Consider the following 25,488-nt stretch of genomic DNA (forward strand, 5'->3'; position numbering starts at 1 on the left):
CATATAAAATCATCGATAAGCATCCGTAGAACAGAAAACCTGCCGCAAACCCGATCCCTGTAAACAGCTTTTTGAAAAAGTCCATCTCTCACACCTCTTCCGGTTACAGCTTCGCCTGATACACCCGCTCCGTCCGGGCATCGAAGCAGCAGAAAATCACCTGCATAGCGTAATCCGCGTGATCTTCCAGCCACTGTGCCACTGTTTTGACTGCAATCTCCGTGGCATCTTCCAACGGGTATCCATACACGCCGGTCGAAATTGCCGGGAACGCAATGCTATGGGCATCATGCCCTTTGGCAAGGTCCAGCGAATTGCGGTAGCAGTCCGCCAGCTGCGCAGCATCCTCTGCTGTGCCGGAATAAATCGGCCCTACCGTATGAATGATATACTTTGCTTTCAACCGGTAGCCCTTAGTGATTTTTGCTTCTCCGGTGCGGCAGCCGTGCAGCGTGCGGCACTCCGCCAACAGTTCCGGCCCTGCTGCCCGGTGGATGGCACCGTCCACACCGCCGCCACCCAACAGGCTGCGGTTGGCTGCATTCACGATGCCGTCACAGTCCAGTTTGGTAATATCACCCTGCACCACTTGAATCTGATTTTTTACTTTTTCAGAAATCATTGTAAACACCTCACTTTTTGAGCAGCTCCAGCGCCTTGTCCATGGGCACACAATCGGCATAGCGGTCCGGCCAGAGGAACTCATTGTAATAGTGGTAGCTCTGCTCCCCTGTCATGTACTCGTTGTCCTGCGTGGAATTTGCATAGGCAGGAACGATCATGTGCAGGCCATGCTCAAAGCCCGCCTCCACCGTTGCATTGATGCAGAAGTCGGTCATGATGCCGCAGACCATCACATCTTTTTCGCCCTTTTCCGTCAGATATTCCAGCAGACCGCTTTCTTTTTTGAACGCACTGCATACGGTTTTGACGAACCGTTTTTCAGTCAGCAGTGGCGCAAACTCGGAATAGACCTCGAATTCATCGTCCCCGATGGAGAAACCGGTGCCGGGCCCATCGTCATGCTGGACATAGACGACCTCGATTCCCTGTTCGCGGGCAGTCCGGATCAATTCCCTGATGTTGCTGACAAACTTTTCAAACGCATACAGGCGTTCATCCACGATACCTTTCTGTGTATCCACAACCAGTAAAACCATGTGTAAGCCCTCCTGTTTTTCTTTGATTTCATGCTACCATTTTATCCTTGGGCCATCTCCAGATAAATGTTAAGCTGCATCTGTCTGGCGATCCTATTCGTGATCCTTGGAATCGGCATCAACCTGTGACAGTGCATTTCTCACATCCCTATTTACTTCTTCCAAAGCCTGTCTGATGGGTTTGTTATGGCTTCCCATCGCCGCAGCAGTCCACAGGCGGTTTTGAAAGATAAATCTCCTTCATTTTCATTTTCTGCTTAACGGCAGCAATAAAAAAGACCCCCGCAGCGTATGATTTGACGCCGCGGGGTTTCTCAATGGTTCGGTTTGTATTGCAGCACCTTCTGGGAGAACGTCCGATCGAAGAACTGGATGAAGGGCCCAAGGCAGAACGCACAGATCAAGGTGCCAAGGCCCACAAGGCCACCCAGCAGCCAGCACAGCAGGGCGCTGAGCGCATCGGTGAAGATGCGACACCCGAAGTACGGGCAGGGTGTGTAGTCACGCAGACCGAGGGAAAGGTAATCGTAGGGCGCGATGCCGAGGTCGGCGGTCTGGTAGAGCGAAGCGCCCAGCGCCGTGACCAGCACCGCCGCGATGACCCACGCCAACTGCACCGCCAGCGACGGCGCGTCGCCGAAGTGGGCGTGAATGGGGTCATAGAACGCCGTGACGATGTACCCGATGCAGATGCCGTTGACGAAGGTGCCAAGGCCGATGTACTTGCGCCCGAACCAGAATTCCAGCAGGAAAAACAGGATGTTCGTGCACAGGTTCTGGGTGCCCAGCGAGATGCCGAGCAGCTCCGCCAGCCGCATGTTCAGGGCGCTGATGGAGTCGTTGCCGAGGTGGGACTGCTTGAAAAGCGCAATGCCAAGGGCGATGATGACGATGCCCGCCACCATGCCCACCACCCGCCGGGCAGTCGGTTTGCGCAATGCGGTGCCGTTCATAGGGGATTCTCCTTTAGCGTTTCTTTTCCCCTATTATACGCCTACTTTGGGCGGGAGACAAACTATTTATGGAAAGATACAACGATATACGGGGAATCCGCCTTACCCCTTTAATCTCACCTCAATCCGTTCTTTCTCCAGCCCCTCCCCGATCACGATGAGCACTTCCTGCCCCTTGGGGATAGTGTTTGCCGTCAGGCCATCGGCGGTGGCGTTCAGCTCCACCCAGCCGTTCTCGTCCTGTACGAAGCCTTTCGCCCGCAGCACATGGCCGCACGCGGGGTCGGTGAAGAGGGCCGGGATATTCTGTTCGAGCTGCTGGCACGAGAGGCCCAGCTCCAAAAAGTAGGCCGAACCAAAGGCCCTATGCGGTTGGCGTTACAATAGCCGCATCTACGGCCACCGGACAACAGGAAAGGAGTATCTCATGGCCAAAACTGCTGACACCATTGCCATCTATTCCCGCAAGTCCCGCTATACCGGCAAGGGCGAAAGTATCGGAAATCAGATCGACCTCTGCCGCGAATATATCCGCACTCACTACGGCGATGCCGCCGCGGAACATGCCGTTGTCTTTGAGGACGAGGGCTTTTCCGGCGGCAACCTGAACCGCCCAGATTTCAAAAAGATGATGACTGCGGCCAAGGACCGGAAATTCAAGGCCATTGTGGTCTACCGTCTGGACCGCATCAGCCGCAACATCAGCGACTTTTCCAGCCTGATTGAAGAACTGGGACGGCTGGGCATCAAAACAAAAACGGGCGTTCGTTCACCCGGTTTTCCATCAAGTCGATTTTGCAGAATCCTGTCTACCTGATTGCAGACAAGGACGCCTATCAGTATTTTGTGGACAATGAGGCAGAACTGTTCGCCCCGGAGTCCGGAAAAAAGGCAAGCCCTCCTTCATAAATTACAGTAACCGTTTATGATACTATGGGGAGGGGTCGGCATGTTTTTATCTCTTCTGCAATTTTTTGCCACAAAGTTTCTGGTTCTGGCGCTTCATCTGGAAAGCGGCAGCTTTCCGCGGCCCCTCTCTGCCCGGGAGGAAACCGAAGCCTTTTCCGCACTGCGTGCCGGTGACCCTGCCGCACGGGAAAAACTGATCCGGCACAATCTGCGTCTGGTGGCACACATCGTAAAAAAATACTACGCCCTGCCCGGCGATCAGGACGACCTTATTTCCATCGGCACCATCGGCCTGATGAAAGCAGTGGATACTTTCGACTCTGACCGTCGGGCACGCTTTTCCACCTACGCCAGCCGGTGCATTGAAAATGAGATCCGGATGCAGTTCCGCCGGAACCGCAAAACCGGCGGGACCGTCTCGCTGCAGGAAGCGCTGGAATCAGATGGTGACTCTGCGCTGACGCTGGCCGATGTGCTGCAGGACAGCTTCTGCATGGAGGACACCTGCGAAACGCAGGACGATATCCGCCGGATGCGGCAGCTGCTGGACGGCCTGCCCGCCAGGGAGCGACAGATCATTCTGCTGCGGTATGGTCTTTCCGGCCAGCCGCCGCTGACCCAGCTGGAAACTGCAAAACTGCTGGACATCAGCCGCAGCTATGTTTCCCGTCTAGAAACTCATGCGCTGGAACTTCTGCGCCAGCGGTGGGATGTTCCGAGCACAAAAACAGCGCAGAGGTGAGCGGTGCGCTCGCCCCTGCGCCATGCAGTCAGCTATCCAGAATTTTCAACTGCAGTTCGTTCAATTGTTCAAAAGTATACAGTCGATTCAGCGCTTCCACCAGCTCCTTTTTGGAAAGACGCGGCGGCAGGCCCAGCGCGTTCAGAAGCTTTGCCTTGCGCTCGGCGCTGCCCGGCCTGCCGGAAAGCCCCCACTCGTAGAGGTCGGTATAGGTGATCTGCCGTCCTTCCGGGCGGGCCGCTGCGGCACCCGCCTCAGCGCCAAGGGCATCCCGCAGCGCCTGCAGAACGATGGCATCGTCCACACCCTCGACCCCAAGCAGGCCCTCCTTGCCGGGCTGTTCCTTGCGCTTTTCCTTGCCGTGGATCGCGGGCACGTAAGCCTGAACCACATTCTTTTCTCCCACCAGATTGGTGATGTAGGTGCGGATGCGGAAGCCTGCTGCGTCCGAATCCGTCAGCAGGATCAGGCCGTTTTTCTGCGCCAGCGCTTTGAACAGCTGCTGGCGCTTTTTGTCGCTGTAAATGCCAAAGCCATCCGTCAGCAGGATCATGGCATCGGTCAGATGGGAAAGCCGGGCCGCATCGTACTTGCCCTCCACAATGAGCACCCGGCCTGTATGGATCATTTCGTTTTCCTTCATCGTCCGCTCCCCGCTATTGCCAACCGGCACAGCGCTGTTTCCAGCAGGATCTGGTCATCGGTAGGCTGGCTTTTCAGGCTCTGGTCCAGTTCCAGCAGCACCTGCATACAGTTTTCGATCTGGCCCAGCGTGTAATGCGAGGCTGTTTCGGCCGACCGCTTGAGCCGGTAATCACTGCCCTTATAGCCAAAATCCTTGAATACCGTGCTGTAATTTTTCCGTTTTGCTGCCCCCAGCTTGACCCGGTACAGATCCACATAGCTGCCGATCATGGCCGCTGTAATGGCAATGGGCTCCTGCTGCAGGCGCAGCAAAGTCTGCAGCTTTTTGCAGGCACCTGTGGCGTTTTTGGCCGTGATCATGCGGATCATCTCGAACACGTCTGCTTCCAGACTGACCGTGCCCATTTCCGCCACCATCGCTGCCGTGACCGTCTGATACCCGGACAATGCACAGAGCTTATCCACCTCATTTTCCAAAAGGAACGGATCCTCGCCGCAGCGCTCCAGCAGCGCCGCCGCTGCGCCGTCCGGCAGGGTGGTTTTCTGCTCCTTTGCGCGATCGATCATCATCATTTTCAGTTCAAAGGGCTTGGGCTTAGCCAATTCTTCGGTGTAGCCAAGCGCCTTGCACTGCGCGATCAGCTTCTGTGCGCGCTTGCCTGTTTTGAGCTTGCTGCGCTCCAGTTCAAACACGCTGCCCAGCACCACCACAGCATTTTCCAGACTGGAAAGGGTGCTGTTCAACTCTTCCAGATCCTTGTCACTGTAAGCTGCAGGGTCGATCTCCGGCAGCACCACCACACGCCGGGTACCAAAAAATGAGATGGTGCCCGCCGCCATGATGAGCTGTTCGATCTCCGGCGCAGCTCCATCCAGAACCGTGGCGTCCTCGTCGCTGTCTGCGGTCAGGATGCGGGTGGCCGCTGCCACGGCCTGCCGCACCAGATACCGTTCACTGGAATAAAAATAGTAGACCGGACACTCCTTGTCCGCCAACTGCCGGAGTTTTGTCTCGGTCGCCATGCAGGCACCTCCCTTCTCTTATGGTGTTGTTCTATTGTACCACACTCTGCCCGGATTGCAAAGCATCACTCCGTTTTCAGCCCGCCGTGCCGCCGCAGGCTGATGGATGCCGCCAGTTCTTTTCTGTTGTCCATCCAGTCATAGCTGCGCAGGGCCAGAACATTTTTATACTGTACAGCATCCGGCTTTGCAGAGGAGGCCATCAGCCACTGCACTGTGACCTGTTTTGCCAGTTCTACAGTTCCATTGACCACGGCAAACTGCCGGTTGCCCACAGTCAGCCGCACAAGACAGCCATTCCGGGTGCGCAGCATTTCCACCAGAGCCGGTGTGCACCGCAGCTTTTGTGCTGTGTTCACCGCCATTTCTGCTGCCGGAAGTGTCCGCTCTGCTTCCAGTGTACAGGCCGTTTTAGGGTTTGTGCGCAGGTCTGCCACAAGCTCCACAGTCTGCACGCCCCGCCGGGCAAGCTGGTTTTCCACTGCGTTCTGGGCAGAAGCTCCGCCCCGGAACAGCACCACGGCGGTATCGTTCTGGGTGACGACCACTGCCGGCGCGTTGGCGCTGCCTACAAGGTCGATGTGCACCACATCCCGGCTGAGAGCATTGCCCAGCCCGATGGAAACAGCTACCGCCAGCAGGATGCATGGCCCTGCCACCCGCAGCCGTACCCTCCAGTGGAACGCCAGCCAGCACAACAGGATCAGCACCAGACACACGATGGCTGCATAGGCCGTATCGAAGTAGATGCCCGCGCCCGGTTTTGCAGAGATCCAGACGGCCCAGCGGTCGAGCAGGCCGGTCAACGCCGCAGACGCTGCGGACAGCACCCCATACAGCGGAGCAAGAGCGGGTACCAGGCCGGCAAAGGCCGTGCCAAGGCCCAGCAGCATCATGGGCTGGATGAGCCACAGCACCGCCACACTGGATGCCACCGCATAAATGCTCACACTCAGCCCGCGCAGCACCAGCACCGGGAATGTGGCCACCGAAGCACAAAACGAGATGCAAATGCTTTCCGCAAGGCCCCAAAGACGTTCCGGCAGTTTGAAATACCATGGGCGCTTCACCGGATTTTTCGCGTTTCTCCAGAACTGGCGGTACCACGCATCCCGGGCGCGGCGGATGCACACACCGCCTGCCACCGTGCCCACCACGGCCGCAAACGAAAGTTCAAAGCCGATATCGCACACTGCATAGCTGTTGCCTGCGGTCATAACGATACCTGCCACCGCCAGAGAGGTAAGGGTATCCGGCGGGCCGTACAGCCACACACCCAGTGCACCGACCCAGACCGCCACTGCGGCGCGGCATACCGAGGGTGTGAAGCCGGTCACGCCCATCAGCAAAAAGGCCAGCAGACTTCGGAATACCGCCCGGTGTCTGCGCCTGCGGTAGCTCTGCTCCCACTCGTAGGGCAGGAGTGTGCTGAGGATATCACCGCACAAAATGGACACATGCATTCCGCTTACCACCAGCACATGGGCAAGACCCGCGCCCCGGTAGGCGCTGCGCATGGCCGAAGACAGATAACTCCGGTCGCCGGTAGTCATGGCAGCCAGCACACCGCCGGTCTTGCCGTCCATACGGCGGCGCAGCGACGCACTGAGTCTTTGCTGCAGGCGGTGGGTGCGGGCGCGGAAGCTGCCGCTTTCGCCCAGAACTGTAAGCTCCGGCCCGTCCTCGTCCATTTCCGCCTGCAGAGCGATGCCGTCCGCATACAGGCCGACCCGGCTTCCGGATGCCGGGGCCGACAGTATAAATCTTCCCTGCACCCTTTCCCCGGCTTTGCACTCCGGCAAAGCACTGCACTCCACCCGGAAGGATGCCGCGCTGCCGTTCACTTTCTCTACATGCAAAACCGCATCCACGATACCGGGATCGTAGGAATCCGCCGTGCTTTCCACCTCTGCGGTCAGCACCAGCGGACGGCCTGCATATTGCACACGGATGCGCTCCAGCCGGTTTGCCGTGTGCAGCACCGATGCCATACCCACAGCAGCACCCAGCAGGATGCAGAGCGCTGCTTTGCGGGCAGCATCAAAGATGCACAGCACCAGACAAACGGCAACAAAAAATGCCGCAAACGGCACAAAAAGTTCCGTTTGCGGCAAAAAAACGCACACTAACTCCACACCCAGCATTCCAGCGCAGAAAACGCAGAGCGGGCGGCGCATTGCAGCTTAGTGGATGAACAGGGGCAGCGGCTCCAGGAAGATGATATCCTTGCGCTCAGCTGCATCGCCCTCGGCCAGAACAGCGGCCTGGCCCACAATGGTGCACTGGGTCTGCTCAGCCAGCGCGTCCAGAGCCTTGAGCGAACCGCCAGTGGAAATGACATCGTCCACCACCAGAACGCGCTTGCCGCTCATCTTGTCCAGCTCCTTGCGGTCGATGACCAGCTTCTGCTTGCCTGCGGTGGTAATGGACTGATCCTCCACCACCACGGGGTCGGTCATATACAGCTTTTCGCCCTTGCGTGCGCAGACGTAGGGCTTGCCGCTCTGGCGGCTCATCTCGTGTGCCAGAGGGATGCCCTTGGCCTCGGCGGTCAGCAGGATATCAAAATCCGGGCACTTCTTCAGCAGTTCAGCGGCAGCAGCCACGGTCAGCTCGGCATCACCCAGCATGATAAAAGCAGCAATGTCCATGTGGTCATTCACCTTGCAGATGGTCAGCTCACGGGTCAGGCCTGCAACGTGCAGAGTATAGGTCTCAGCCATAATTCAACGCTCCCTTTTTATTGGAATCAGACAGGCAGCTTTTCGCCGCCCAGAACATGGAAATGCAGATGTTTCACGGTCTGGCCTGCGTCCTCGCCAACATTGGAAATGACGCGGTAGCCGTTGTTCAGGCCCTGCTCCGCAGCCAGCTTTGCGATCACTGCAAAGATATGGCCCAGCAGTGCGCCGTCCTCTTCGGTCAGCGCAGCGGCAGAGACAATGTGCTTTTTGGGCACCACCAGAAAGTGCACCTTGGCCTGCGGGTTGATGTCGTAAAACGCCACCACCTGCTCGTCCTCGTACAGCTTCTTGGAGGGGATTTTCCCCTCCGCGATCATACAGAACAGACAATCTTCCATGGGAAACAACTCCTTCCTGATATTTTATAAACGTCCCCGCCCTCTCAGGCCGCTTTGCGTCCAGCTCTCCCAAAGAGAGAGCCCTTGGCAGCGCGTCAGCGCTGACGGAGAGGGCGAACCCGTTTTCTTATTCGCCCAGAGCCTTCTTGACGATGGCGCCGACAGCAGCCAGAGCTTCGTCGATCTTGGTCTCGTCCTTCAGGCCGGCCATTGCAAAGTCCGGCTTGCCGCCGCCCTTGCCGCCGGCAATGGCAGCGATCTCCTTGACCAGAGCACCGGCCTTCAGGCCCTTTTCCTGTGCCTGTTTGGTCACAGTGACAGCCATGGTGATCTTATCCTCAGACTTGCCCACCAGAACCGCCACAGCGGGCTTCACAGCCTTGTCGCGGATGGTATCGCACATGCCGCGCAGGGTGTCGCCGGTGGTGCCGGTGAAGTATGCAGAAGCGATCTTCACGCCGCCGATCTCTTCGGCATTGTCAAACAGGCTGGTCACCTTGGAAGCGGCGACCTGTGCCTTGATCTCTTCCAGCTCCTTGGCCAGAGCCTTGTTCTCAGCCATCACGGCCTCGGCACGGACGGGCAGAGCGGTCACATTGTTTGCCTTCAGAGTGTTTGCCACGGTATGCAGCATAGCCTCCTGCAGGTTTGCACGGATCAGCAGGTTGCGGCCGGTGACAGCCTCGATGCGGCGGATGCCCGCAGCAACGGAGGCCTCGCTCACGATCTTGAAGCCGCCGATCTGGGCGGTGTTCTTCACGTGGGTGCCGCCGCAGAACTCGGTAGACCAACCCTCGATGTCCACAACACGCACGACCTTGCCGTACTTTTCGCCGAACAGAGCCATTGCACCCAGCTTCTTGGCTTCCTCAATGGGCATTTCCCGGACGGTGACGTTCATGGACTCGTAGATTTTATCGTTCACGATCTTCTGCACGCGGGCCAGCTCCTCGGGAGTGACCGCGCTGAAGTGGGTAAAGTCGAAGTGAGTAATCTCTGCATCCTGATAGGAGCCTGCCTGATGGACGTGGTCGCCCAGCACTTCACGCAGAGCTGCCTGCAGCAGATGGGTGGCGGTGTGGTTGCGGGCAATGGCCATGCGGTATTCCTTATCCACCTGAGCGGTCAGATGGTCGCCCACCTTCACGATGCCGCTCTCCAGCACGCAGGTGTGGACGTAGTAGCCCTTGGGGGTCTTCTTCACATCCAGCACGCGCAGGCTGCAGTCGGCGCTGTTCAGCATGCCGTGGTCCGCAGCCTGACCGCCCATCTCAGCGTAGAAGGGAGTCTTATCCAGAACCACCAGCACGCCGTCCTTCGCTTCCTCGTCGGTAGCAATGGCATCGGTCAGAGTTTCTTCGTCGCTCAAGGCGACCACAACACCGGTGTCGTTCAGGGTCTCGTAGCCGGTAAAGACGGTGGGCTCTGCATTCAGCGCACCGAACAGATCCTCGCTCCAGCCGGAGATGTTCTTCTTCAGGCGCTCCGCACGGGCACGCTCCTTCTGCTTGGTCATTTCGGCGTGGAAGCCTTCCTCGTCGATCTCAATGCCCTGCTCTGCAGCGATCTCCTTGGTCAGATCCAGCGGGAAACCGAAGGTATCGTTCAGCTTGAACACATCCAGACCCTTCAGCAGGTGCTCATGTGCCTTTTCCAGACCGTCGATCATGTTGTTCAGGATGTTCATGCCGGCATCAATGGTGCGGGCAAAGTTTGCCTCCTCGGTGCCGATGACCTTCTTGATATAAGCATCGTGCTCGCGCAGCTCGGGGTATGCGCTCTCGCTGGACTGGATAACAGTCTCCACCAGCTCCACCAGGAACGGGCGGGTGATGCCCAGCATACGGCCATGGCGGGCAGCACGGCGCAGCAGGCGGCGCAGCACATAGCCACGGCCCTCGTTGGAAGGCAGGATGCCATCGGACACCATGAAGGTGCAGCTGCGGATGTGGTCGGTGATGACACGGATGGAGATATCGGTCTTGTCGTCCTCGCCGTAGGTCTTGTTGGCAATGTGCTCTACATGGTGCAGCACGCTCTGCACGGTGTCAACCTCAAACAGGTTGCCCACGCCCTGCATCACGCAGGCCAGACGCTCCAGACCCATGCCGGTATCGATGTTGGGGCGTGCCAGACGCTCGTAGTGGCCCTTGCCGTCGGCATCGAACTGACTGAACACCAGATTCCAGATCTCCATATAGCGGTCGCAGTCGCAGCCCACGCCGCAGGTCGGCTTGCCGCAGCCGTACTCGGGGCCGCGGTCAAAGTAGATCTCGGAGCAGGGGCCGCACGGGCCGGAGCCATGCTCCCAGAAGTTGTCCTCCTTGCCCAGACGCACCATGTGGTCGGGGGCGATGCCCACCTTCTTGGTCCAGATATCGTAAGCCTCGTCGTCCTCTTCGTACACAGAGATGTGCAGGCGGTCCTTCGGAATGGCCATCCACTCGTCAGAAGTCAGGAACTCCCATGCCCAGGGAATGACCTCCTCTTTGAAGTAATCCTGGAAGGAGAAGTTGCCCAGCATTTCAAAGAAGGTGCCATGGCGGGCAGTGATGCCAACACGCTCGATATCCGGGGTGCGGATGCACTTCTGGCAGGTGGTCACGCGGTGACGGGGCGGCTCTTCCTGAGCCAGAAACCACTTTTTCATAGGTGCCATGCCGCTGTTGATCAGCAGCAGGCTGGGGTCGTTCTTAGGTACCAGGGGGAAGCTGTCCAGACGCAGGTGGCCCTTGCTCTCAAAGAAGCTCAGGTACTTTTCACGCAGTTCATTCAAACCGGTCCATTGCATAGGTTTTCTCTCCTCAATCGTCTTTGGCGTTTGTGCGCCGTTTTTATGCTGTTATGGCAGAGGGGCGGCACGGTGAAAAAACAAAAAACAGCCCTCATCCCAAAAGGGACGAAGGCTGCTTGTGCGTCAAACTCCGTGGTACCACCCAAATTGCAAAGGATAAAATGTGTCCCCTGCCGCTTTCGGCGCGTTAACGCTGCGCTGCGTCCGACTTGTGTCGCCGGAAGCTCCGGGGTGGCGCGAAATGATCCCGACCGGAGCACCTTACAGCCGTGGGCGCTCTCTCTGGACGGTGGTGTGTGCATTTCTGACCCCATCATTGCCATCTGTCATAATTTTACATTCCGCAAGGCAGGCGAAGTGCCCCTTTGCGTACAGCTAAATTATAGCATACGCAAAACGTTTGTCAACGGTTTTGAGCAAAATTTACGGCACCCAGATGCGGCGCACCTCCAGCACCTTGCCGCCCTGCACCACCAGCGTGGTATTATAGGTGGTCCAGTTATCGGGGTCTGCATTGATCGCTGCTGCCACCGCATCTGCGCCCGTAGTCTCCACAGCTTCGGCCTGCGGGTCGGCAGAACTGTCCTTCAGCACTACATCCTCTGCCAGCGGCATCGTCTTTTCTCCCATCTCGTAATAGAGCGGGTAATCGTCAAAGGTCATCGTCCGGTAGGTGTCATCATCCTCCAGCTTCAGATCCAGCCCGCCGGGCTGCTCCATGCCGCCGTTGATGCTTACAAGATGGTGCTGGTCATTCCGCTCAATGCTTTTCACCTCGGTTGTCACACATTGATCCTGCGCCGCACCCTCTTCATGGAAGGTGATCTTGTCTCCAACGGCAAGGTTTTCAATCTCCTCTTTCTTATAAATGTCGTAGCCAAACACCTTTGCAGTCAATTTACCGTTCTGCACACCGGAGGTAATGGAGGCAGAAACAAATGTGGTGGTCTGCGTGTCATCAAGGTCATCCAGTGTCCATGTCTGCAGATTGATCGGTTCCGTAACGCCTTCTTCTGCCACATGGGACGAGGCCGGCACTGTACTGGATGCGGGGGTGCTGGCGGGGGTGCCGGAGCCGCCGCAGGCCGTCAATGCGATGCCCGCAGCCAGAACAGCCAGAATCTTATATTTCAGGTTCATAAAAATACCTTCTTTCTTGACGCGGTAGATTTATTCCGCTACAATAAAAACGAATCAAGAACCCATTCTATTGTAACTGATTTTAAGATAGAGAGGAATTTCCCGTGAAAATTTTAAAAGTAAAATGTCTTGCCCCCACCCGGCTGGACAACTACCTGATGCAGCAGTACCCGGCACTGAACCCGGGCCGCCTGAACAAGGCCCTGCGGGAGAACAAGATCAAGCTGAACGGCAAAAAGCAGCCGCTTTCCACCCGCGTGATGGCCGGTGATGAGATCAAGCTGTTCATTCTGGATGAAGTTCTGGATGCGGACCGCCGTGTGGACGGCCCGGCGTGGAAGAACGCCCGCGGCCCGGCACAGGTGGTCTACGACTGCCCGCAGATCGTCATTGTGAACAAGCCCGCCGGTCTTGCCGTGGATGGTCCGGAGGACGACACCCTGCTGAACCGCACCCTGCTCTACCTGAACCAGCAGGGCGAGTACAAGGAGAACGACCTGTACACCCCGGCGCTGTGCCACCGGCTGGACACCGGCACCAGCGGCCTTGTCATCGTTGCCAAGACCCCGGAGGCCGAAGAGCTGTTCCTTGCAGCCATCAAGAACCGCGAAGTGAAAAAGACCTACCTCTGCGTCACCTTCGGCCGTCCGATGCCGCCGGATGCCACTCTGGGCGGCTATCTGCTCAAGGACGCGGACCGCGGCATCGTGAAGATCGTGGAGGAAAAGCAGCCCGGTGCCAAGGAAGTGGAGACCCGGTACGAGACCATCGCCGTCTCCGGCCGTCTGGCCCTGCTGAAGGTGCAGCTGATCACCGGCCGCACCCATCAGATCCGCGCACACATGGCCAGCATCGGCTGTCCCATTCTGGGCGACAGCAAATACGGCAACAACACCGCCAACCGCGAGCTGAAACTCAAGTATCAGGCCCTGTGCGCATGGGAACTCACCATGCCCCGCTTCACCCAGCCGGATTTCGAGTTCCTCAGCGGCAAGACTTTCCGCGCACCAAAGCCCTGGTATTACAGTCAGGTACTGGACGGAACCCTGAAATAAGCTTTTTTACAACAAATTACAGCAAAAAAGAAATCCCGGAAGTGTATTCCGGGACTTCTTTTTTTTCGTTTATGATTTTACTGGAATAGACCGCCAAACCAGCCCAGAGTGGACTCAGTTGCATTTGCAAAGGCATCCTGAACTTCCTGAATGCTGTCCAGCAGCTTGGTGCCCTCGGTATCCTTCACCGACCAGTAAACGCCGCTGCTTGCCGAGCCATCCGAAACCGTGAAGTCACTGGTAAAGCAGAGGTTATCGCCCTGAGAATCGGTCACGACCACCATGTAGGTGTAATTGCCTGCGGGCAGTTCACCAAAGCGGATGGAGCTGTCCAGCGACTTGAAGGAGAAGATTGCCGTATTGGGTGCTGCCTGTGCAGTGAACACCGTCTGGTCGTTCTCGTCCAGCACTGCCACCTGCACATTGGTCAGGGTGGTGCCCAGCGCAGCATTTGCAGTGCCGGTCAGCGCCATGCCCTTGCCCGCACGGACATTGATGGGGTAGCTCATGCCTTCCAGACGCAGGCCGTCAGCCTCTGCAGCAATGAAGTTGTGATCCGATGCCACATACCAGTAGCAGGAGGACCTATTGACCGAAACGCTGGAGTTTTCCAGCGGGATGCGTCCGGAAGAGATGTTGCCTGCCGGATCGGAGCAATAGAAGTCGCCGTTGGTGTAGTCGGTGAGCAGCACTGCATGGGGCTGGCTGCGGTCATACAGCACGATGCCCTCCGGGTGCTGCGAAAGCAGGGTGATCAGGGTCTGCACTTTTTCCTGTTTGCGGGAGGGCAGTGTGCCGTAGCCCACCTGCATCTCCTTATATGTAAAGCTGTGGGAAAGCCCGTTGGACCATGCCGTGGAACGGACACTGTTCTCGGTCACAGTGGACCAGTCGGTCAGGCCGTCAAAATAGGCACGGCGGCGCAGCATCATGGCTGCGGATGCCAGTGTGCAGGTGCCGCCGCGGCTCTGCTTGAAGTAGAAGCCTGCGTCCACATTCAGATCAACTGCCAAGGCAGCCGGCAGGCAGGTGAGCATAAACACCAGTGTCAGCACAAGGCTCAGCAGTTTTTTACGGGACGGTGCAGCGGTATTCACGGGTAGGTTCTCCTTTCAGCTTCCATGGCTTGTTACGTTTACCACCATAAAGTATACCAACCTGTTACCCTTTTGTAAACGTTTGTGAAGCTTTTTTCTCAATATCAACACGTTTGGGCAGTTTTTGTTGGAGAGAATGCACAGTTTCCGGCAAGATATTCTACATTTTTTACAAAAATCCCGTCCTGACATTTTTCAAGCGCACCGCATTTTGCATTCTTTTTTCATTTTCTGACCACGCTGTGGGCAAACAAAAAAGCTCCACAGACGAACAAATTCGTCTGTGGAGCTTTTGGTCCGAGTGGCGAGAATCGAACTCACGGCCTCTTGAACCCCATTCAAGCGCGCTACCAAAACTGCGCTACACCCGGATATCTGCAAGCAGTTATCGCTCACAGCTCAATTAGTATACTTGATTCAGGGTGTTTTGTCAAGCTTTTTCTGCCAAGTTTTTGCAAATAAATTTTCAAAACTCCGGCTCGTTTTCCTGCAGCGGCTGATCCCTTGCGGGAAACATTTCAAATTCAACAGTGGCAAGTGCAATTGCAAACACACTCTCGGCACCGGCTGTCAGCAGCGCCTGTGTGCAGGCTGCTGCCGTGGCACCGGTGGTGATCACATCGTCTACCAAAAGCACCTTTCTGCCCTCCACAAGTTCCGTGTCCGTCACCCGGAAGGCACCCGCCACATTGGCAAGGCGCTGCTCAAAGGGCAGGCCCGCCTGATGCCGCTTTGCACGAGTGCGGCCCAGTGCTTTCGGGTACAGCGGTATCCCCAGTGCGCGGGCCAGCGGCACCGCCATGAGCTGCGGCACATTGTAGCCGCGCGCTCTGCCGGATGCCGGTACGGGAACGATGCAGTCGTACCCAAGGGACATGCCTTCCACAAGCTCCGGCACCGGTTCTGCACCGGCCATATGCATCTCGCTGCCAAAGGCCAGCTTTGCCAGCCAGAGGCCCAGCTCCACCGCCGCCCACGGTGCAGCATGGTATTTTGTATGCAGGATGCCGCGCCGCACACAGCCCTCATACCGGAACGGTGCTGCTGCACCGGTCAGTTCCCCTAAATAATGCTGAGAAGCGTCCAGCCGCATTCCCGGCTTCCTGCGCAGCTCTTCCAGCTCCGCGGCACAATCCGGGCAGACAGGCACACTGCCCAGCACCCGATCACAAAACGGGCAGCGGCGCGGATACACCAGCTGTCTTGCCCCGCGCAGAATGCGGCGCGGGACGCTGTAATAATCCATCAGTCCTTTTTGACGGCCACGATCACACGCACGCGCTTGCCCGCAGCACAGCCAAAGTTATCGTACCAGCCGGTCAGGTAGTAGCCCTCCGAGTTGACCTCGGTCAGCTTGGTGGCGTAGTACTGACCCTTGTACCACAGATACACCTGTGCGTCGTCCGCCATCTCAAAGCGGGTGCCGTTGCTCATGACCGACGCTGCACCCACCTGATCGATCTTCATGGGCATGAGCTGGACCATCGTCCGCACGCTGCCGGTCGTCTCTCTGCGGGCTGCAACACCACCTACCAGCACCGGATATTTGACGTTGGTGGTGAAAGCTACCTGCGAACCATTGACATAGCACACATAGGTAGCACCGCCGCCAATATAGCGGAAGATGGACGCATACGGTTCGCCTACAAGGCTGCCCACCTGCCGCAGACCAAGGCTGAGCAGGCTATCCGTGTTGGCTGTGATCTTCTGCCACAGAGTGGAGAGGATGTCGCCGTTGATCACACCCCACAGCACTTCGCTGGTGGTGGGCACCAGAACATCCTTCAGGTCGTCCACGATCTTATCCTGCGTATCCGTGCTGTCGCTCTTGCCGGTGGAAATGATCTTGGCCAGCGTCTGCAGTTCCGAGTAGTTGACTGCCACATTCTTGATATCATCCAGCACGCCGTAGGTCCACAGGTCGCCGGTGACATCATTCAGGATCAGGCGGTCGATCTCGCCCTTCTCATTCAGCGTATAGTAGCGGACGTTCAGAAGATTCAGGTCTGTCCCCGCTAGGCGGCTGGGACGAACCGTCCCAGCCACACCCTCCGCAGTTGTATCCAGAATCTGTACATCGTCGGCAAGGGCATAGCTGCCCAGTGCCGTTGCATCTGCATTGACCTTGCCGGTAACGACCTTGTTCTCGATGCCGCTCACGGACTCGCCTTCCGGCGTTACGCGGATCTCTACCAGCCAGCCCTTGGGGTAGTTCAGGCTTTTGTCCACATTCACAGTGCGCTGAACACCATCGGTGCACATGACAGCCACGCGCTGCAGCACATCCGCGCCGTTATCTTCCACAAGGCTGCGGGCTGCGCCCTGCACCACGCCGTAGAACACCTCGTCGGCCTCTGCGCCGGTAATAACATCCGCCGCCTCATTGTTCATGCCCAGCAGCAGAGTGACCACTTCGCCCACGCCGCCGCCGTTCAGGCTGGACACCTTGGAAGCCACTGCTGTGCTGCCCAGCTGATAGCTGGTGCCCGCCACGGTAACGGCCGTGGGTGCGCTGGCGCTGGGCGAAACGGCAGTGATGCGGCCTGCTGCTTTGCGGGTGTAGATCCATACAGTCTGCAGACTTTCGCTGTAATAATACACATCGTAGCGGTTCAGCTCTGCAGAAGCCGAGACCTTATCGTTGCGGTAGATGCTCACCGGCGTAAAAGGCAGCTGGGTGCCTTCCGCTGCCACAAAGGGTCCCTTCAGGCTCTTGAGCATTACCGTGGAGGTGTCCACCTGACCGTTCGAAACCGTAAAGCCCAGGCTGGTACCATAGGCGCTGCCAGAGGCGGTGTTTGCCGTGAGGGTGTTATACAACAGCAAAGCACAATCCTCATAGTTCATGGCCTCGCTCTGGCTGCGGTTCAGCTGGTTACGCAGGCCCAGTTCCTGCGCCTTGTTCAGCTGTGCCGTCGGGAACACGCCGTTGAGGTCGGTCATTTTATAGCCCAGCAGCTTGAGCGCTGCGGTGCAGGCTTCTTCCAGCGTGACCGTATTATCCGGGCGGAATGTACCATCAGTATAGCCGTTTATCCAGCCCTGCTGCACCGCAATGCGCACATAGGGTGCCCACTGAGAGCTGCCGGGCACATCCTTATACAGTGTGCCCAGATTGCCCTGCTGGCTGGCGCTTTCGCGGTAGGCCGAAAAGGAGACCAGCATCTTGGCAAATGCACCGCGGGTGACGGCAGCATCCAGACTGCCGGTCTGGCTGGTATCCATAGCGCCCAGCGTGATGGCCGTCTGGATGGCCGAGTTGTTCAGGCTGGCCGCCGATGCCGGAAGCACCAGCACGGATACAGCCAGGCATGCTGCAAGCAGACATGCGAAAAGACGTTTTTTCATAGGTATATTCCCCTTCCTTGGTGTTTAGCAGTCCGGCGCAACGCCGGCTGAGAAGAGTTCAGTCATAGCGCAATGCTTCAATGGGGTTGAGCCGCGCTGCGCGCTTTGCGGGCAGGTAGCCGAACAGCACGCCAATCCCCACCGAGATGCCAAAGGCCACTGCGATGGAATTGAAGGACGGGCTGACCGTAACCGTTGTGCCGCTGGTGAACATGGGCAGCACCTTGTTTGCTCCCATGGATACGATGTAGCCCAGTGCAATGCCCAGTGCGCCGCCGAGGGCCGAGGTGGTGGCTGCTTCCACCACGAACTGCGACAGAATGGTGTGTTCCTTGGCACCCAGTGCCTTGCGAATGCCGATCTCGCGGGTGCGCTCAGTCACCGACACCAGCATGATGTTCATGATGCCAATGCCGCCCACCAGCAGCGAAATGCTGGCAATGCCGGTCAGGATCACAATGACCATGTTGATCATGTTGTTCATTTCCTCCAGCCACTCGCTGGCGCTATAGACATAGTAGCCGTTATCCGAGCCAAGCAGGCGCTGCAGTTCGCTTTCCACCGCAGACTTTGCTTCGTTGGCGCGGCCCTCATCCTCCATGACCGCGGCATAGTTGTTCACCGTGCTCTGGCTGGAAAGACGCATGGCCGTGGTATAGGGCAGGTAAACGCAATCGTCATCGCTGCCCTGCTGCATGTCCGGATCGCTGACTTTGGCCGCCAGCACGCCCACGATGCGGAACTTGTTGGCACCGATCTTGAGCGTCTGGCCAAGGCCGTTGCCGCCAAAGGCCACACGGTTGAGGTAATCGCCGATGACACACACATGCTTGTTATCCTTCATATCCATGTACTGCAGGCCGCGTCCCTGCGCGATCTGGTAATTTTTCATGGCGGAATAGTTCTCGTCCACGCCGCTGATGTTGGACCAGCGGTAGCTGGTAGTGCCGATCTTCAGCGTGCCGCTGCCGCTGAAATCGATCTGCGGCGAAATGGACTGGATCAGCTCCGGGTACTCCGTGGGCAGCTTGTACATTTCCTCCACCGAAACGGTGCGTGAGCCGTTGCCCCACACCTGCACCGAAAGGGTGTTGGTACCCAGTGCCGAAAAGCTGTCGCGCATGCTTTTGGTCATGCCGTTGCCCAAGCCCACGATGACGATGACTGCCATAACACCGATGATGATGCCCAGCATGGTAAGGAAGGTGCGCAGTTTGTTGCTCCACACGTTCTGGATGGCCTGACGGAAGGTTTCAATAATCATGCTTTCTCCTCCTCATCCGGCGTTTCCGGCAGCAGCGTGGGCTGCACCACGGCTTCCGGTGCATGGGCATCGCCATCGTAGACCACCCGCCCGTCCTCCAGACGGATGATGCGGTCTGCCTGCACCGCAATGGAATTATCGTGGGTGATGAGCACCACGGTGTGGCCCTCATCGTGCATCTGCTGCAGCATTCCCAGCACTTCGCGGCCGGTGTGGCTGTCCAGTGCGCCGGTAGGCTCGTCGGCCAGAATGACCGCCGGGTTCCGCACCAGCGCCCGAGCGATGGAAACACGCTGCTGCTGGCCGCCGGAAAGCTGGTTGGGGCGGTTCCTGAGCTTATCGCCCAGACCCACCTGCTCCAGCACCTCTTTGGCCCGGGCGTGGCGCTCGGCGCGGCCGATGCCCGCATACACCAGCGGCACCTCCACGTTCTCCATCAGGTTGAGCCTTGGCAAAAGGTTGTACTGCTGGAAGATGAAACCCAGCATCTCGTTGCGGACGGATGCCAGCTCGTTGCGGCTCATCCGGCCAACGTCTTTTCCGTTCAGGCGGTAGGTGCCGTGGGTGGGCACATCCAGACATCCGATGATGTTCATGCAGGTGGATTTGCCGGAGCCGGACTGGCCCACGATGGCCACGAACTCGCCTTTTTCGATTTTCATGGTGATGTGGTCTGCAGCCTTTACCGTGGTGTCACCCATCTGGTAATACTTGCACACCTCATCAAACTCGATCAGAGCGCTCATGCATTCCTCCTGTGTCAGCCCAGATAGACCACGCCGTCTGCCTGAGACGGATTCACGGCATCCTCTGCGGAGCCCTGCTTTTCCTCGGCTTCCACAGGCTCTTCCGCCGGTACGGTCCCGTTTTCCGGTTCTTCTTCATCGACCATGCTGTTCGCAGCATCGGCGCCTTCCTCGCCCTCGGTGCCCTCTGCATCCGCCTCGTAATAGCCGCCGTCGTCATAGTACGTATCGGTACTTGCTGCGGCAGAGTCGTAAGCCACCGTGTCATTGCCGGTCAGCCCGCTGACGATCTGGGTGTAGTTGTCATCGCTGACGCCGGTCTTGACCGGCACATACACATAGCCGTCCGGCGCGATCATGCCCGGGTCTGCGTTGACTGCGCTGGGGGAGTCCTGCGTGACCAGCACATAGCCGCCGCGCACGATGGCAGCGTTGGGCACGGTAAGGGTATTCTTTGCCTGTGCCACCACGATCTCAGCATTGGCGTTCATGCCCGGGCGCAGGCCATCGGTCTCATCAATGCGCACCTTGACCGGGTAGGTGGTGGTGCCGCCGTTGGAGGTACCCTTCATGGAAACACGGGTCACAACGCCGGTATAGGTCTTGTCCGGCACGGCATCCGCCGTGACCTGCACACTCTGACCCACCGACAGGCTGCTGACCTGCAGCTCGTCCACGTTCAGGGTCATCTCCAGATAGCTCAGGTCAAAGATCGTGCACAGGTCCGAGCCGGCGGACAGCGCGTCCCCGGCCTTGGCATTCTTTTCAATAATGGTGCCGCTGATGGGCGAGGTAATGGTGTAGTTGTTCATAGCCTCCTGCAGATTGTCCATGTTCAGCTCGGCGCTGCGCAGGCTCTCGGCGGCAGACTGGATGGCCTCGGTCAGGTCCTCGCCGCTGATCTGCAGCACGATATCGTCCTTGTTTACGGCTCCGCCTTCCGGCACATTGATGGCCGTCACGGTACCGGCGGCAAGGGCAGTCAGGGTGCGCTCCGCCTGATACTCAAAGCACTTGGCGGCAATGCAGTTCACGCCATTGATGGTTGCCGTTGCTGCCTGCGCAGTGGTCAGGCCGCCTGCATTGCGCACAGCAATGGTCACGGTGCGGGTGAGCAGGTTGCCGGTGCTCAGGGCATCGGTGCCGGTCACAGCGGTCACGGTGCCGGTCAGCATTTCAAAGGTGCCGTCCAGCGTCACCTCTGCGCTCTGGCCCACCGAGAAGGTGGCGGCATCTGCTGCCGGGAACTCCAGCCGCAGCACCATTTTGGAGCTGTCACGGATGACCGCCACTTCCTGACCGCTGGTCACTTCGTCACCCTTGGCCACCTTGAGGGCACTCACAACACCTGCCACCTCGGCGCGGACATACTGGCGGTCTGCCGTCTTGTCGTAGCTGCGCTGTGCCTGCTGCAGAGCAATGGACGCCTGCTCCGCCTTGGTGGTGGCATCGGAGGAGTCCACCGTGTACAGCACGGTGCCTTCCTCCACGATATCCCCTTCCTCAAAGCTGCTGGTCAACACCTTGCCCGCTACCAGCGACTTAACATTATACGTATTAGCAGGGTTCAGAGTGCCGGTTCCGCTGAGGGTGTTGGACACATCCCGCTTGGACGGCGAGACCTGCACATAGTTGATGTCCGTATTGGCGTTCTGTGCCTTGTCCGGGCGCAGGATGAACCATCCGCCCAGCACGGCCACGCACACCACCGGCACCATCCATTTCCAGTTCTTGCGGAAAAAGGCTGCTGCTTTGCCGCCCTTCGCTGCGGGCTTTGCCTCACCCGCAGCCGTCTGCTGTACCGCAGCATCCTGCTTCTTTTTAAAGATCATGCTTGCTGTTTCCTCCTGTATCTTTCAGGGCATGCCCTGGTTTCGGTATCGGGCGCAGGCTTTGCAAAAGCGCGCGATAAAGAGTTTATTGTTAGTTTATCGCATTTTCGTCTATTACACAAGCGTCTAAATTTTGTTTTGACGCATTTGTGTCAAAGTTTTACCCAACTTTCACACCGTGCCCTCTTTTGCCTTCCAGACAAAGCAAAAGAGACAGTGCCCCGCTCTTGCAGGATACTGCCTCTTTTTTGAAGCACGATCTTTATTCAGCTGTAGTTTCCACTACCACATACACCCCGGCAGGGACGCATGCAGCCCATGCGCCGTCCTTGTCCAGCCAGCCGAATTGCTCGCACACATGGTCCGGGCACTGACTGTCCAAGAACGCGATGGCACCATCCTTTACCTGCAGATGCACGACATAATTGCCCACATCATACAGGTAATCGTGGTCTGTATCCAGCGGCAGAGTCTCGGTGATGCCATCGCCAAAATCGACGGTGGCCTGCAGGCCGCTGCCCTTGCTGCTGTGTGCTGCGCGCACGCCGAAATACAGCGCTGCTGCCAGCACAAGGATCACTGCAGCAAAGATCAGGTTCTTCATCCATGGCTTCAGGCCTTTGGAGCCGGAAGCGTTTTCAGGTGCTTTGCGGGTACTCATGCAGCGTAGTCGCTGGCAGCCTTACCTGCAATGCGGCCAAACACGGTGAAGTCTGCAACAGCGTTGCCGCCCAGACGGTTTGCACCGTGCACACCGCCAGTGACCTCACCTGCTGCAAACAGGCCGGGGATCACAGTGCCGTCCTCCTTGAGGACTTCGGTGTTGGTGTTGATGGTCAGGCCGCCCATGGTGTGGTGCACACCAGCAGTGACCTTGATTGCATAGTACGGAGCAGTATCCAGCGGGTTTGCAAAGCTGGTGCGGCCAAAGTCGGGGTCATTCTTGGCCTCAACATAGCCGTTCCAAGTCTTCATGGTCTCGGCAAAAGCAGCCTCATCAACGCCCATTGCCTTGCCCAGCTCCTCGTAGGTCTCGCCGGTCACGGTGAAGCCCTTCTTGATGTAGCCCTGAATGACGCTGGAAGCATCGACCATAGCCTGATCGACCACCAGCCAGCTGTAGCTGCCGGTCTGAGCGATCTCAGCAGCAGAGACCACGTCACGGGTGCCCACTTCGTCGATGAAGCGCTTGCCCTCGGCGTTGATCAGCACAGCGCCGTCGCCGCGCAGACCCTCGGTGATCAGGGCAGCGGTGTTGGCCTCAACGGTGGGGTGGATCTGGATCTGGTCCATATCCACGGTGCCAGCACCGATGGCGGTGGCCATCTCAATGCCCTGGCCCTGAGCGCCGGCAGCGTTGGTGGTCATGAAGCCCTTCAGCTCAGGCTTGTACTCGACAACCATGTCCAGATTTGCGCCGAAGCCGCCGGTGGTCAGCACCACAGCCTTGGCGTTCACAGTGACGGTCTCGCCGGTAGAACCGGTGGCCTTGATGCCCACAGCAGCGCCGCTCGCATCGGTCAGGATCTCGTTGGCGGTGGTGTTCAGCAGAATCTGAACGCCAGCCTTCTCACAGTTCTCCTCCAGCAGGGGGATCATGTAGGAACCGACAGAAACGGTCTTGCCCTCTGCGTCCACAGGGCGATGGATGCGCTTGACGGATGCACCGCCAAAGCTGGAAACGCTGTGCAGGGTGATGCCGTGCTCGTCCAGCCAGTCGATGGCATCAGCAGAGTTGGAGCACAGGGTCTCCACCAGAGCAGGGTCGTTGATGCCCTTGCCGCCGATCATGGTGTCCAGCTCCATCAGCTCAACAGAGTCGAAGTAGCCGGTGGGGTTCTTCTGGTACTCTGCCCACTGCTCAGAGACGGTCTTTGCCAGAGCGGTGATGGTCTCGTTGTCAGCGTACTTTTCAGCAGCGGTCTTCAGGGTCTTTTCGACACCGGCAGACTCGCCGAACTCGTTCTCATCCTGATACACGGTCTTGCCGGCGTTCATGCCGCCGGTAGCGCGCACAGAGTTGCCGCCCACCATGGCCTGGCTCTCCACGATCACAACGCTCTTGCCCTCGGCAGCAGCGGTGATGGCAGCGGTCATTCCTGCGCCGCCTGCACCCACGATGACAACGTCAGCGTCAACGGTGGAATCCTCGGCCTTGGTCGCGTCGGCCTTGACCTCGATCTTATAGTCGTCAGCATTCAGGCCAGCGGCAGTCAGGGCAGCGGCTGCTGCCTCCTTGATGGCGTTGGAGGTGATGGTCGCGGTGGACACGCCGTCCACGGCGATGCTGCCGGTCTCAGCGATCTGAGCGGGCAGCTGCTCCAGTGCCAGCGTACCGATGCCGGGGGTCTCATCCTTGCCCTCAGCGGTGCAGCCGGTGATCTTGCCGTCTTCCAGCGTCAGGGTAACGGTAACGTCGCCGCCCATACCCTTGGCAGTGCCGGTGAAATCGCCGGACACGCCGCCTGCGGTGGAAGCGGGTTTGCTGCCGCAGCCGTAGCCCAGCAGACTGACACCCACAACAACCGCCATGGCCAGCGCAGCCACGCTCTTGCGGATCTGATTCTTTTTCATTGTTTCTTCCTTCTCATATTCGGGTTGCTTGTGTTCGGACATCTATCAGCAAAAAAGGGGGAGCTGCTCATTCGGAAAGCAGCTTCCCCTCGCTGAAACTTAGAAAAGACTTAGGCGTTAGCCTGAGCTGCAGCAACAGCGCATGCAACGGTAGCGCCGACCATGGGGTTGTTGCCCATGCCGATCAGGCCCATCATCTCAACGTGTGCGGGCACGGAGGAAGAGCCAGCGAACTGAGCATCACCGTGCACACGGCCCAGAGAGTCGGTCAGGCCGTAGCTTGCGGGGCCTGCGGCCACGTTATCGGGGTGCAGAGTACGGCCCGTGCCGCCGCCGGAAGCGACGGAGAAGTACTTCTTGCCGTTCTCGATGGCCCACTTCTTGTAGGTGCCAGCAACCAGATGCTGGAAGCGGACGGGGTTGGTGGAGTTGCCGGTGATGGAGCACTGAACGTCCTCCTTCTTCATGATGGCAACGCCTTCCATAACGTCGTTTGCACCGTAGCACTTGACGGCTGCACGCTCGCCCTCAGAGAAGGGGATCTCCTTGACGACGGTCAGGGTCTGAGTGGGGATGTCGTACTCAGTCTGAACATAGGTGAAGCCGTTGATACGGGAAATGATGTAAGCTGCATCCTTGCCCAGGCCGTTCAGGATGACACGCAGGGGGGTCTTGCGGACCTTGTTTGCAGTGCGGGCGATGCCGATAGCACCCTCAGCAGCCGCAAAGGACTCGTGGCCTGCCAGGAAAGCGAAGCAGGTGGTGTCCTCGCTCAGCAGACGAGCGCCCAGATTGCCGTGGCCCAGACCGACCTGACGCTGCTCAGCGACAGAGCCGGGGATGGTGAAAGCTTCCAGACCTTCGCCGATGGCAGCAGCGCACTCGGCAGCATCGGTCAGGCCGCGCTTGACAGCGATAGCGGTGCCCAGGGTGTATGCCCAGACAGCGTTATCAAAGCAGATGGGCTGAACGCCGCGCACGATCTTGTCGCAGTCGATGCCCTTAGCGAGGAGCATCTCGTTGCAAGCGTCCAGAGACTCCAGGCCGTTAGCCTTCAGGCATGCCTCGATTTTCGGCATGCGGCGATCCATAGATTCAAAAGTTGCCATGAGTTGTTCCTCCTC

22 protein-coding genes, 1 tRNA gene and 1 pseudogene are annotated in these 25,488 nt (G+C 58.2%); 3 read left to right on the forward strand and 21 right to left on the reverse strand.

Annotated elements, in window-relative coordinates:
- Window positions 1-103: 103 nt before the first annotated feature.
- From DWY76_RS07810 to DWY76_RS07825, 4 genes are all read right to left on the reverse strand, one after another.
- The gene (locus DWY76_RS07810) at window positions 104-622 is read right to left on the reverse strand and encodes an O-acetyl-ADP-ribose deacetylase (RefSeq protein ID WP_120080787.1); all 519 of its coding nucleotides are present in this window, start codon (window positions 620-622) and stop codon (window positions 104-106) included.
- A 10-nt stretch (window positions 623-632) separates the two neighbouring features.
- Window positions 633-1,160: an isochorismatase family protein gene (locus DWY76_RS07815; protein ID WP_120080789.1), complete on the reverse strand. Its 528-nt coding sequence runs from the start codon at window positions 1,158-1,160 to the stop codon at window positions 633-635.
- 314 nt (window positions 1,161-1,474) lie between these two features.
- Complete coding sequence (locus DWY76_RS07820) at window positions 1,475-2,113, reverse strand: DUF6198 family protein (RefSeq protein ID WP_120080791.1); 639 nt, start codon at window positions 2,111-2,113, stop codon at window positions 1,475-1,477.
- A gap of 102 nt (window positions 2,114-2,215) precedes the next feature.
- Window positions 2,216-2,380 carry a GTP-binding protein gene (locus DWY76_RS07825; protein WP_243111978.1) on the reverse strand — a complete coding sequence of 55 codons (165 nt, stop codon included), beginning with the start codon at window positions 2,378-2,380 and terminating at the stop codon, window positions 2,216-2,218.
- 160 nt (window positions 2,381-2,540) lie between these two features.
- Between DWY76_RS07825 and DWY76_RS07830 the strand changes: the two are divergent.
- Both DWY76_RS07830 and DWY76_RS07835 read left to right on the forward strand, forming a co-directional pair.
- Window positions 2,541-2,858 (forward strand): annotated as a pseudogene (locus tag DWY76_RS07830) (recombinase family protein); the annotation flags it as partial.
- Between the two features lie 204 nt (window positions 2,859-3,062).
- Window positions 3,063-3,764, forward strand: a complete 702-nt coding sequence (locus DWY76_RS07835; RefSeq protein WP_243111979.1) for a sigma-70 family RNA polymerase sigma factor — start codon at window positions 3,063-3,065, stop codon at window positions 3,762-3,764.
- Between the two features lie 28 nt (window positions 3,765-3,792).
- Here DWY76_RS07835 and DWY76_RS07840 read toward each other — a convergent pair whose 3' ends face one another.
- The 7 genes from DWY76_RS07840 to DWY76_RS07875 all read right to left on the reverse strand — a co-directional run bounded on the left by DWY76_RS07840 (window position 3,793) and on the right by DWY76_RS07875 (window position 12,448).
- Window positions 3,793-4,407 carry a DUF4093 domain-containing protein gene (locus DWY76_RS07840; RefSeq protein ID WP_120080797.1) on the reverse strand — a complete coding sequence of 205 codons (615 nt, stop codon included), beginning with the start codon at window positions 4,405-4,407 and terminating at the stop codon, window positions 3,793-3,795.
- Window positions 4,404-5,432 carry a DNA polymerase III subunit delta gene (gene holA / locus DWY76_RS07845; RefSeq protein WP_120080798.1) on the reverse strand — a complete coding sequence of 343 codons (1,029 nt, stop codon included), beginning with the start codon at window positions 5,430-5,432 and terminating at the stop codon, window positions 4,404-4,406. Before holA ends, DWY76_RS07840 begins: the two co-directional genes overlap by 4 nt.
- Window positions 5,433-5,497: 65 nt before the next feature.
- A complete protein-coding gene (locus tag DWY76_RS07850) occupies window positions 5,498-7,525 on the reverse strand; it encodes a ComEC/Rec2 family competence protein (protein ID WP_243111980.1) in 2,028 nt (675 codons plus the stop codon).
- A 90-nt stretch (window positions 7,526-7,615) separates the two neighbouring features.
- Window positions 7,616-8,155, reverse strand: coding sequence for a phosphoribosyltransferase family protein (locus tag DWY76_RS07855; protein ID WP_120080799.1), 540 nt, complete (start codon window positions 8,153-8,155; stop codon window positions 7,616-7,618).
- A gap of 26 nt (window positions 8,156-8,181) precedes the next feature.
- A complete protein-coding gene (locus DWY76_RS07860; protein WP_005946271.1) occupies window positions 8,182-8,514 on the reverse strand; it encodes a histidine triad nucleotide-binding protein in 333 nt (110 codons plus the stop codon).
- A gap of 127 nt (window positions 8,515-8,641) precedes the next feature.
- Window positions 8,642-11,305, reverse strand: a complete 2,664-nt coding sequence (gene alaS, locus DWY76_RS07865; RefSeq protein ID WP_120080801.1) for an alanine--tRNA ligase — start codon at window positions 11,303-11,305, stop codon at window positions 8,642-8,644.
- 426 nt (window positions 11,306-11,731) lie between these two features.
- Window positions 11,732-12,448 carry a hypothetical protein gene (locus DWY76_RS07875; protein ID WP_120080803.1) on the reverse strand — a complete coding sequence of 239 codons (717 nt, stop codon included), beginning with the start codon at window positions 12,446-12,448 and terminating at the stop codon, window positions 11,732-11,734.
- A gap of 104 nt (window positions 12,449-12,552) precedes the next feature.
- Between DWY76_RS07875 and DWY76_RS07880 the strand changes: the two genes are divergently transcribed.
- Window positions 12,553-13,503, forward strand: a complete 951-nt coding sequence (locus DWY76_RS07880) for an RluA family pseudouridine synthase (RefSeq protein WP_044954278.1) — start codon at window positions 12,553-12,555, stop codon at window positions 13,501-13,503.
- A gap of 77 nt (window positions 13,504-13,580) precedes the next feature.
- On the opposite strand, the gene DWY76_RS07885 is transcribed toward DWY76_RS07880, so the two are convergent.
- From DWY76_RS07885 to DWY76_RS07930, 10 genes are all read right to left on the reverse strand, one after another.
- Window positions 13,581-14,600 (reverse strand): hypothetical protein, encoded by a 1,020-nt coding sequence (locus tag DWY76_RS07885; protein ID WP_243111982.1) that lies wholly within the window; start codon window positions 14,598-14,600, stop codon window positions 13,581-13,583.
- A 293-nt stretch (window positions 14,601-14,893) separates the two neighbouring features.
- Window positions 14,894-14,971: transfer RNA gene (locus DWY76_RS07890), tRNA-Pro, on the reverse strand.
- 95 nt (window positions 14,972-15,066) lie between these two features.
- The gene (locus tag DWY76_RS07895; RefSeq protein ID WP_120080805.1) at window positions 15,067-15,846 is read right to left on the reverse strand and encodes a phosphoribosyltransferase family protein; all 780 of its coding nucleotides are present in this window, start codon (window positions 15,844-15,846) and stop codon (window positions 15,067-15,069) included.
- Window positions 15,846-17,948, reverse strand: coding sequence for an S-layer homology domain-containing protein (locus tag DWY76_RS07900; protein ID WP_044953515.1), 2,103 nt, complete (start codon window positions 17,946-17,948; stop codon window positions 15,846-15,848). The genes DWY76_RS07895 and DWY76_RS07900 overlap by 1 nt, the downstream gene beginning before the upstream one ends.
- A 58-nt stretch (window positions 17,949-18,006) precedes the next feature.
- Complete coding sequence (locus DWY76_RS07905; protein ID WP_120080807.1) at window positions 18,007-19,212, reverse strand: ABC transporter permease; 1,206 nt, start codon at window positions 19,210-19,212, stop codon at window positions 18,007-18,009.
- Window positions 19,209-19,958, reverse strand: coding sequence for an ABC transporter ATP-binding protein (locus DWY76_RS07910; RefSeq protein ID WP_097774684.1), 750 nt, complete (start codon window positions 19,956-19,958; stop codon window positions 19,209-19,211). The genes DWY76_RS07905 and DWY76_RS07910 overlap by 4 nt, the downstream gene beginning before the upstream one ends.
- 14 nt (window positions 19,959-19,972) lie before the next feature.
- Window positions 19,973-21,790, reverse strand: a complete 1,818-nt coding sequence (locus DWY76_RS07915) for an HlyD family efflux transporter periplasmic adaptor subunit (protein ID WP_120080809.1) — start codon at window positions 21,788-21,790, stop codon at window positions 19,973-19,975.
- 262 nt (window positions 21,791-22,052) lie between these two features.
- A complete protein-coding gene (locus tag DWY76_RS07920) occupies window positions 22,053-22,451 on the reverse strand; it encodes a NusG domain II-containing protein (protein ID WP_005940526.1) in 399 nt (132 codons plus the stop codon).
- Window positions 22,448-24,364 carry a flavocytochrome c gene (locus DWY76_RS07925; RefSeq protein WP_120080811.1) on the reverse strand — a complete coding sequence of 639 codons (1,917 nt, stop codon included), beginning with the start codon at window positions 24,362-24,364 and terminating at the stop codon, window positions 22,448-22,450. Before DWY76_RS07925 ends, DWY76_RS07920 begins: the two co-directional genes overlap by 4 nt.
- A 110-nt stretch (window positions 24,365-24,474) precedes the next feature.
- The gene (locus DWY76_RS07930; protein WP_005935035.1) at window positions 24,475-25,473 is read right to left on the reverse strand and encodes a GGGtGRT protein; all 999 of its coding nucleotides are present in this window, start codon (window positions 25,471-25,473) and stop codon (window positions 24,475-24,477) included.
- Window positions 25,474-25,488 lie beyond the last annotated feature (15 nt).

This window comes from Faecalibacterium sp. AF27-11BH (genome assembly GCF_003603005.1).
Lineage (GTDB): Bacteria > Bacillota > Clostridia > Oscillospirales > Ruminococcaceae > Faecalibacterium > Faecalibacterium taiwanense.

Coding starts and splice junctions, on each gene's coding strand:
- holA (WP_120080798.1), bottom strand. CDS start 5,432: ATGGCGACCGAGACAAAACTCCGGCAGTTGGCGGACAAGGAGTGTCCG.
- DWY76_RS07810 (WP_120080787.1), bottom strand. CDS start 622: ATGATTTCTGAAAAAGTAAAAAATCAGATTCAAGTGGTGCAGGGTGAT.
- alaS (WP_120080801.1), bottom strand. CDS start 11,305: ATGCAATGGACCGGTTTGAATGAACTGCGTGAAAAGTACCTGAGCTTC.
- DWY76_RS07905 (WP_120080807.1), bottom strand. CDS start 19,212: ATGATTATTGAAACCTTCCGTCAGGCCATCCAGAACGTGTGGAGCAAC.
- DWY76_RS07855 (WP_120080799.1), bottom strand. CDS start 8,155: ATGGCTGAGACCTATACTCTGCACGTTGCAGGCCTGACCCGTGAGCTG.
- DWY76_RS07910 (WP_097774684.1), bottom strand. CDS start 19,958: ATGAGCGCTCTGATCGAGTTTGATGAGGTGTGCAAGTATTACCAGATG.
- DWY76_RS07815 (WP_120080789.1), bottom strand. CDS start 1,160: ATGGTTTTACTGGTTGTGGATACACAGAAAGGTATCGTGGATGAACGC.
- DWY76_RS07860 (WP_005946271.1), bottom strand. CDS start 8,514: ATGGAAGATTGTCTGTTCTGTATGATCGCGGAGGGGAAAATCCCCTCC.
- DWY76_RS07820 (WP_120080791.1), bottom strand. CDS start 2,113: ATGAACGGCACCGCATTGCGCAAACCGACTGCCCGGCGGGTGGTGGGC.
- DWY76_RS07840 (WP_120080797.1), bottom strand. CDS start 4,407: ATGAAGGAAAACGAAATGATCCATACAGGCCGGGTGCTCATTGTGGAG.
- DWY76_RS07915 (WP_120080809.1), bottom strand. CDS start 21,790: ATGATCTTTAAAAAGAAGCAGGATGCTGCGGTACAGCAGACGGCTGCG.
- DWY76_RS07900 (WP_044953515.1), bottom strand. CDS start 17,948: ATGAAAAAACGTCTTTTCGCATGTCTGCTTGCAGCATGCCTGGCTGTA.
- DWY76_RS07925 (WP_120080811.1), bottom strand. CDS start 24,364: ATGAAAAAGAATCAGATCCGCAAGAGCGTGGCTGCGCTGGCCATGGCG.
- DWY76_RS07875 (WP_120080803.1), bottom strand. CDS start 12,448: ATGAACCTGAAATATAAGATTCTGGCTGTTCTGGCTGCGGGCATCGCA.
- DWY76_RS07930 (WP_005935035.1), bottom strand. CDS start 25,473: ATGGCAACTTTTGAATCTATGGATCGCCGCATGCCGAAAATCGAGGCA.
- DWY76_RS07835 (WP_243111979.1), top strand. CDS start 3,063: ATGTTTTTATCTCTTCTGCAATTTTTTGCCACAAAGTTTCTGGTTCTG.
- DWY76_RS07920 (WP_005940526.1), bottom strand. CDS start 22,451: ATGAGTACCCGCAAAGCACCTGAAAACGCTTCCGGCTCCAAAGGCCTG.
- DWY76_RS07895 (WP_120080805.1), bottom strand. CDS start 15,846: ATGGATTATTACAGCGTCCCGCGCCGCATTCTGCGCGGGGCAAGACAG.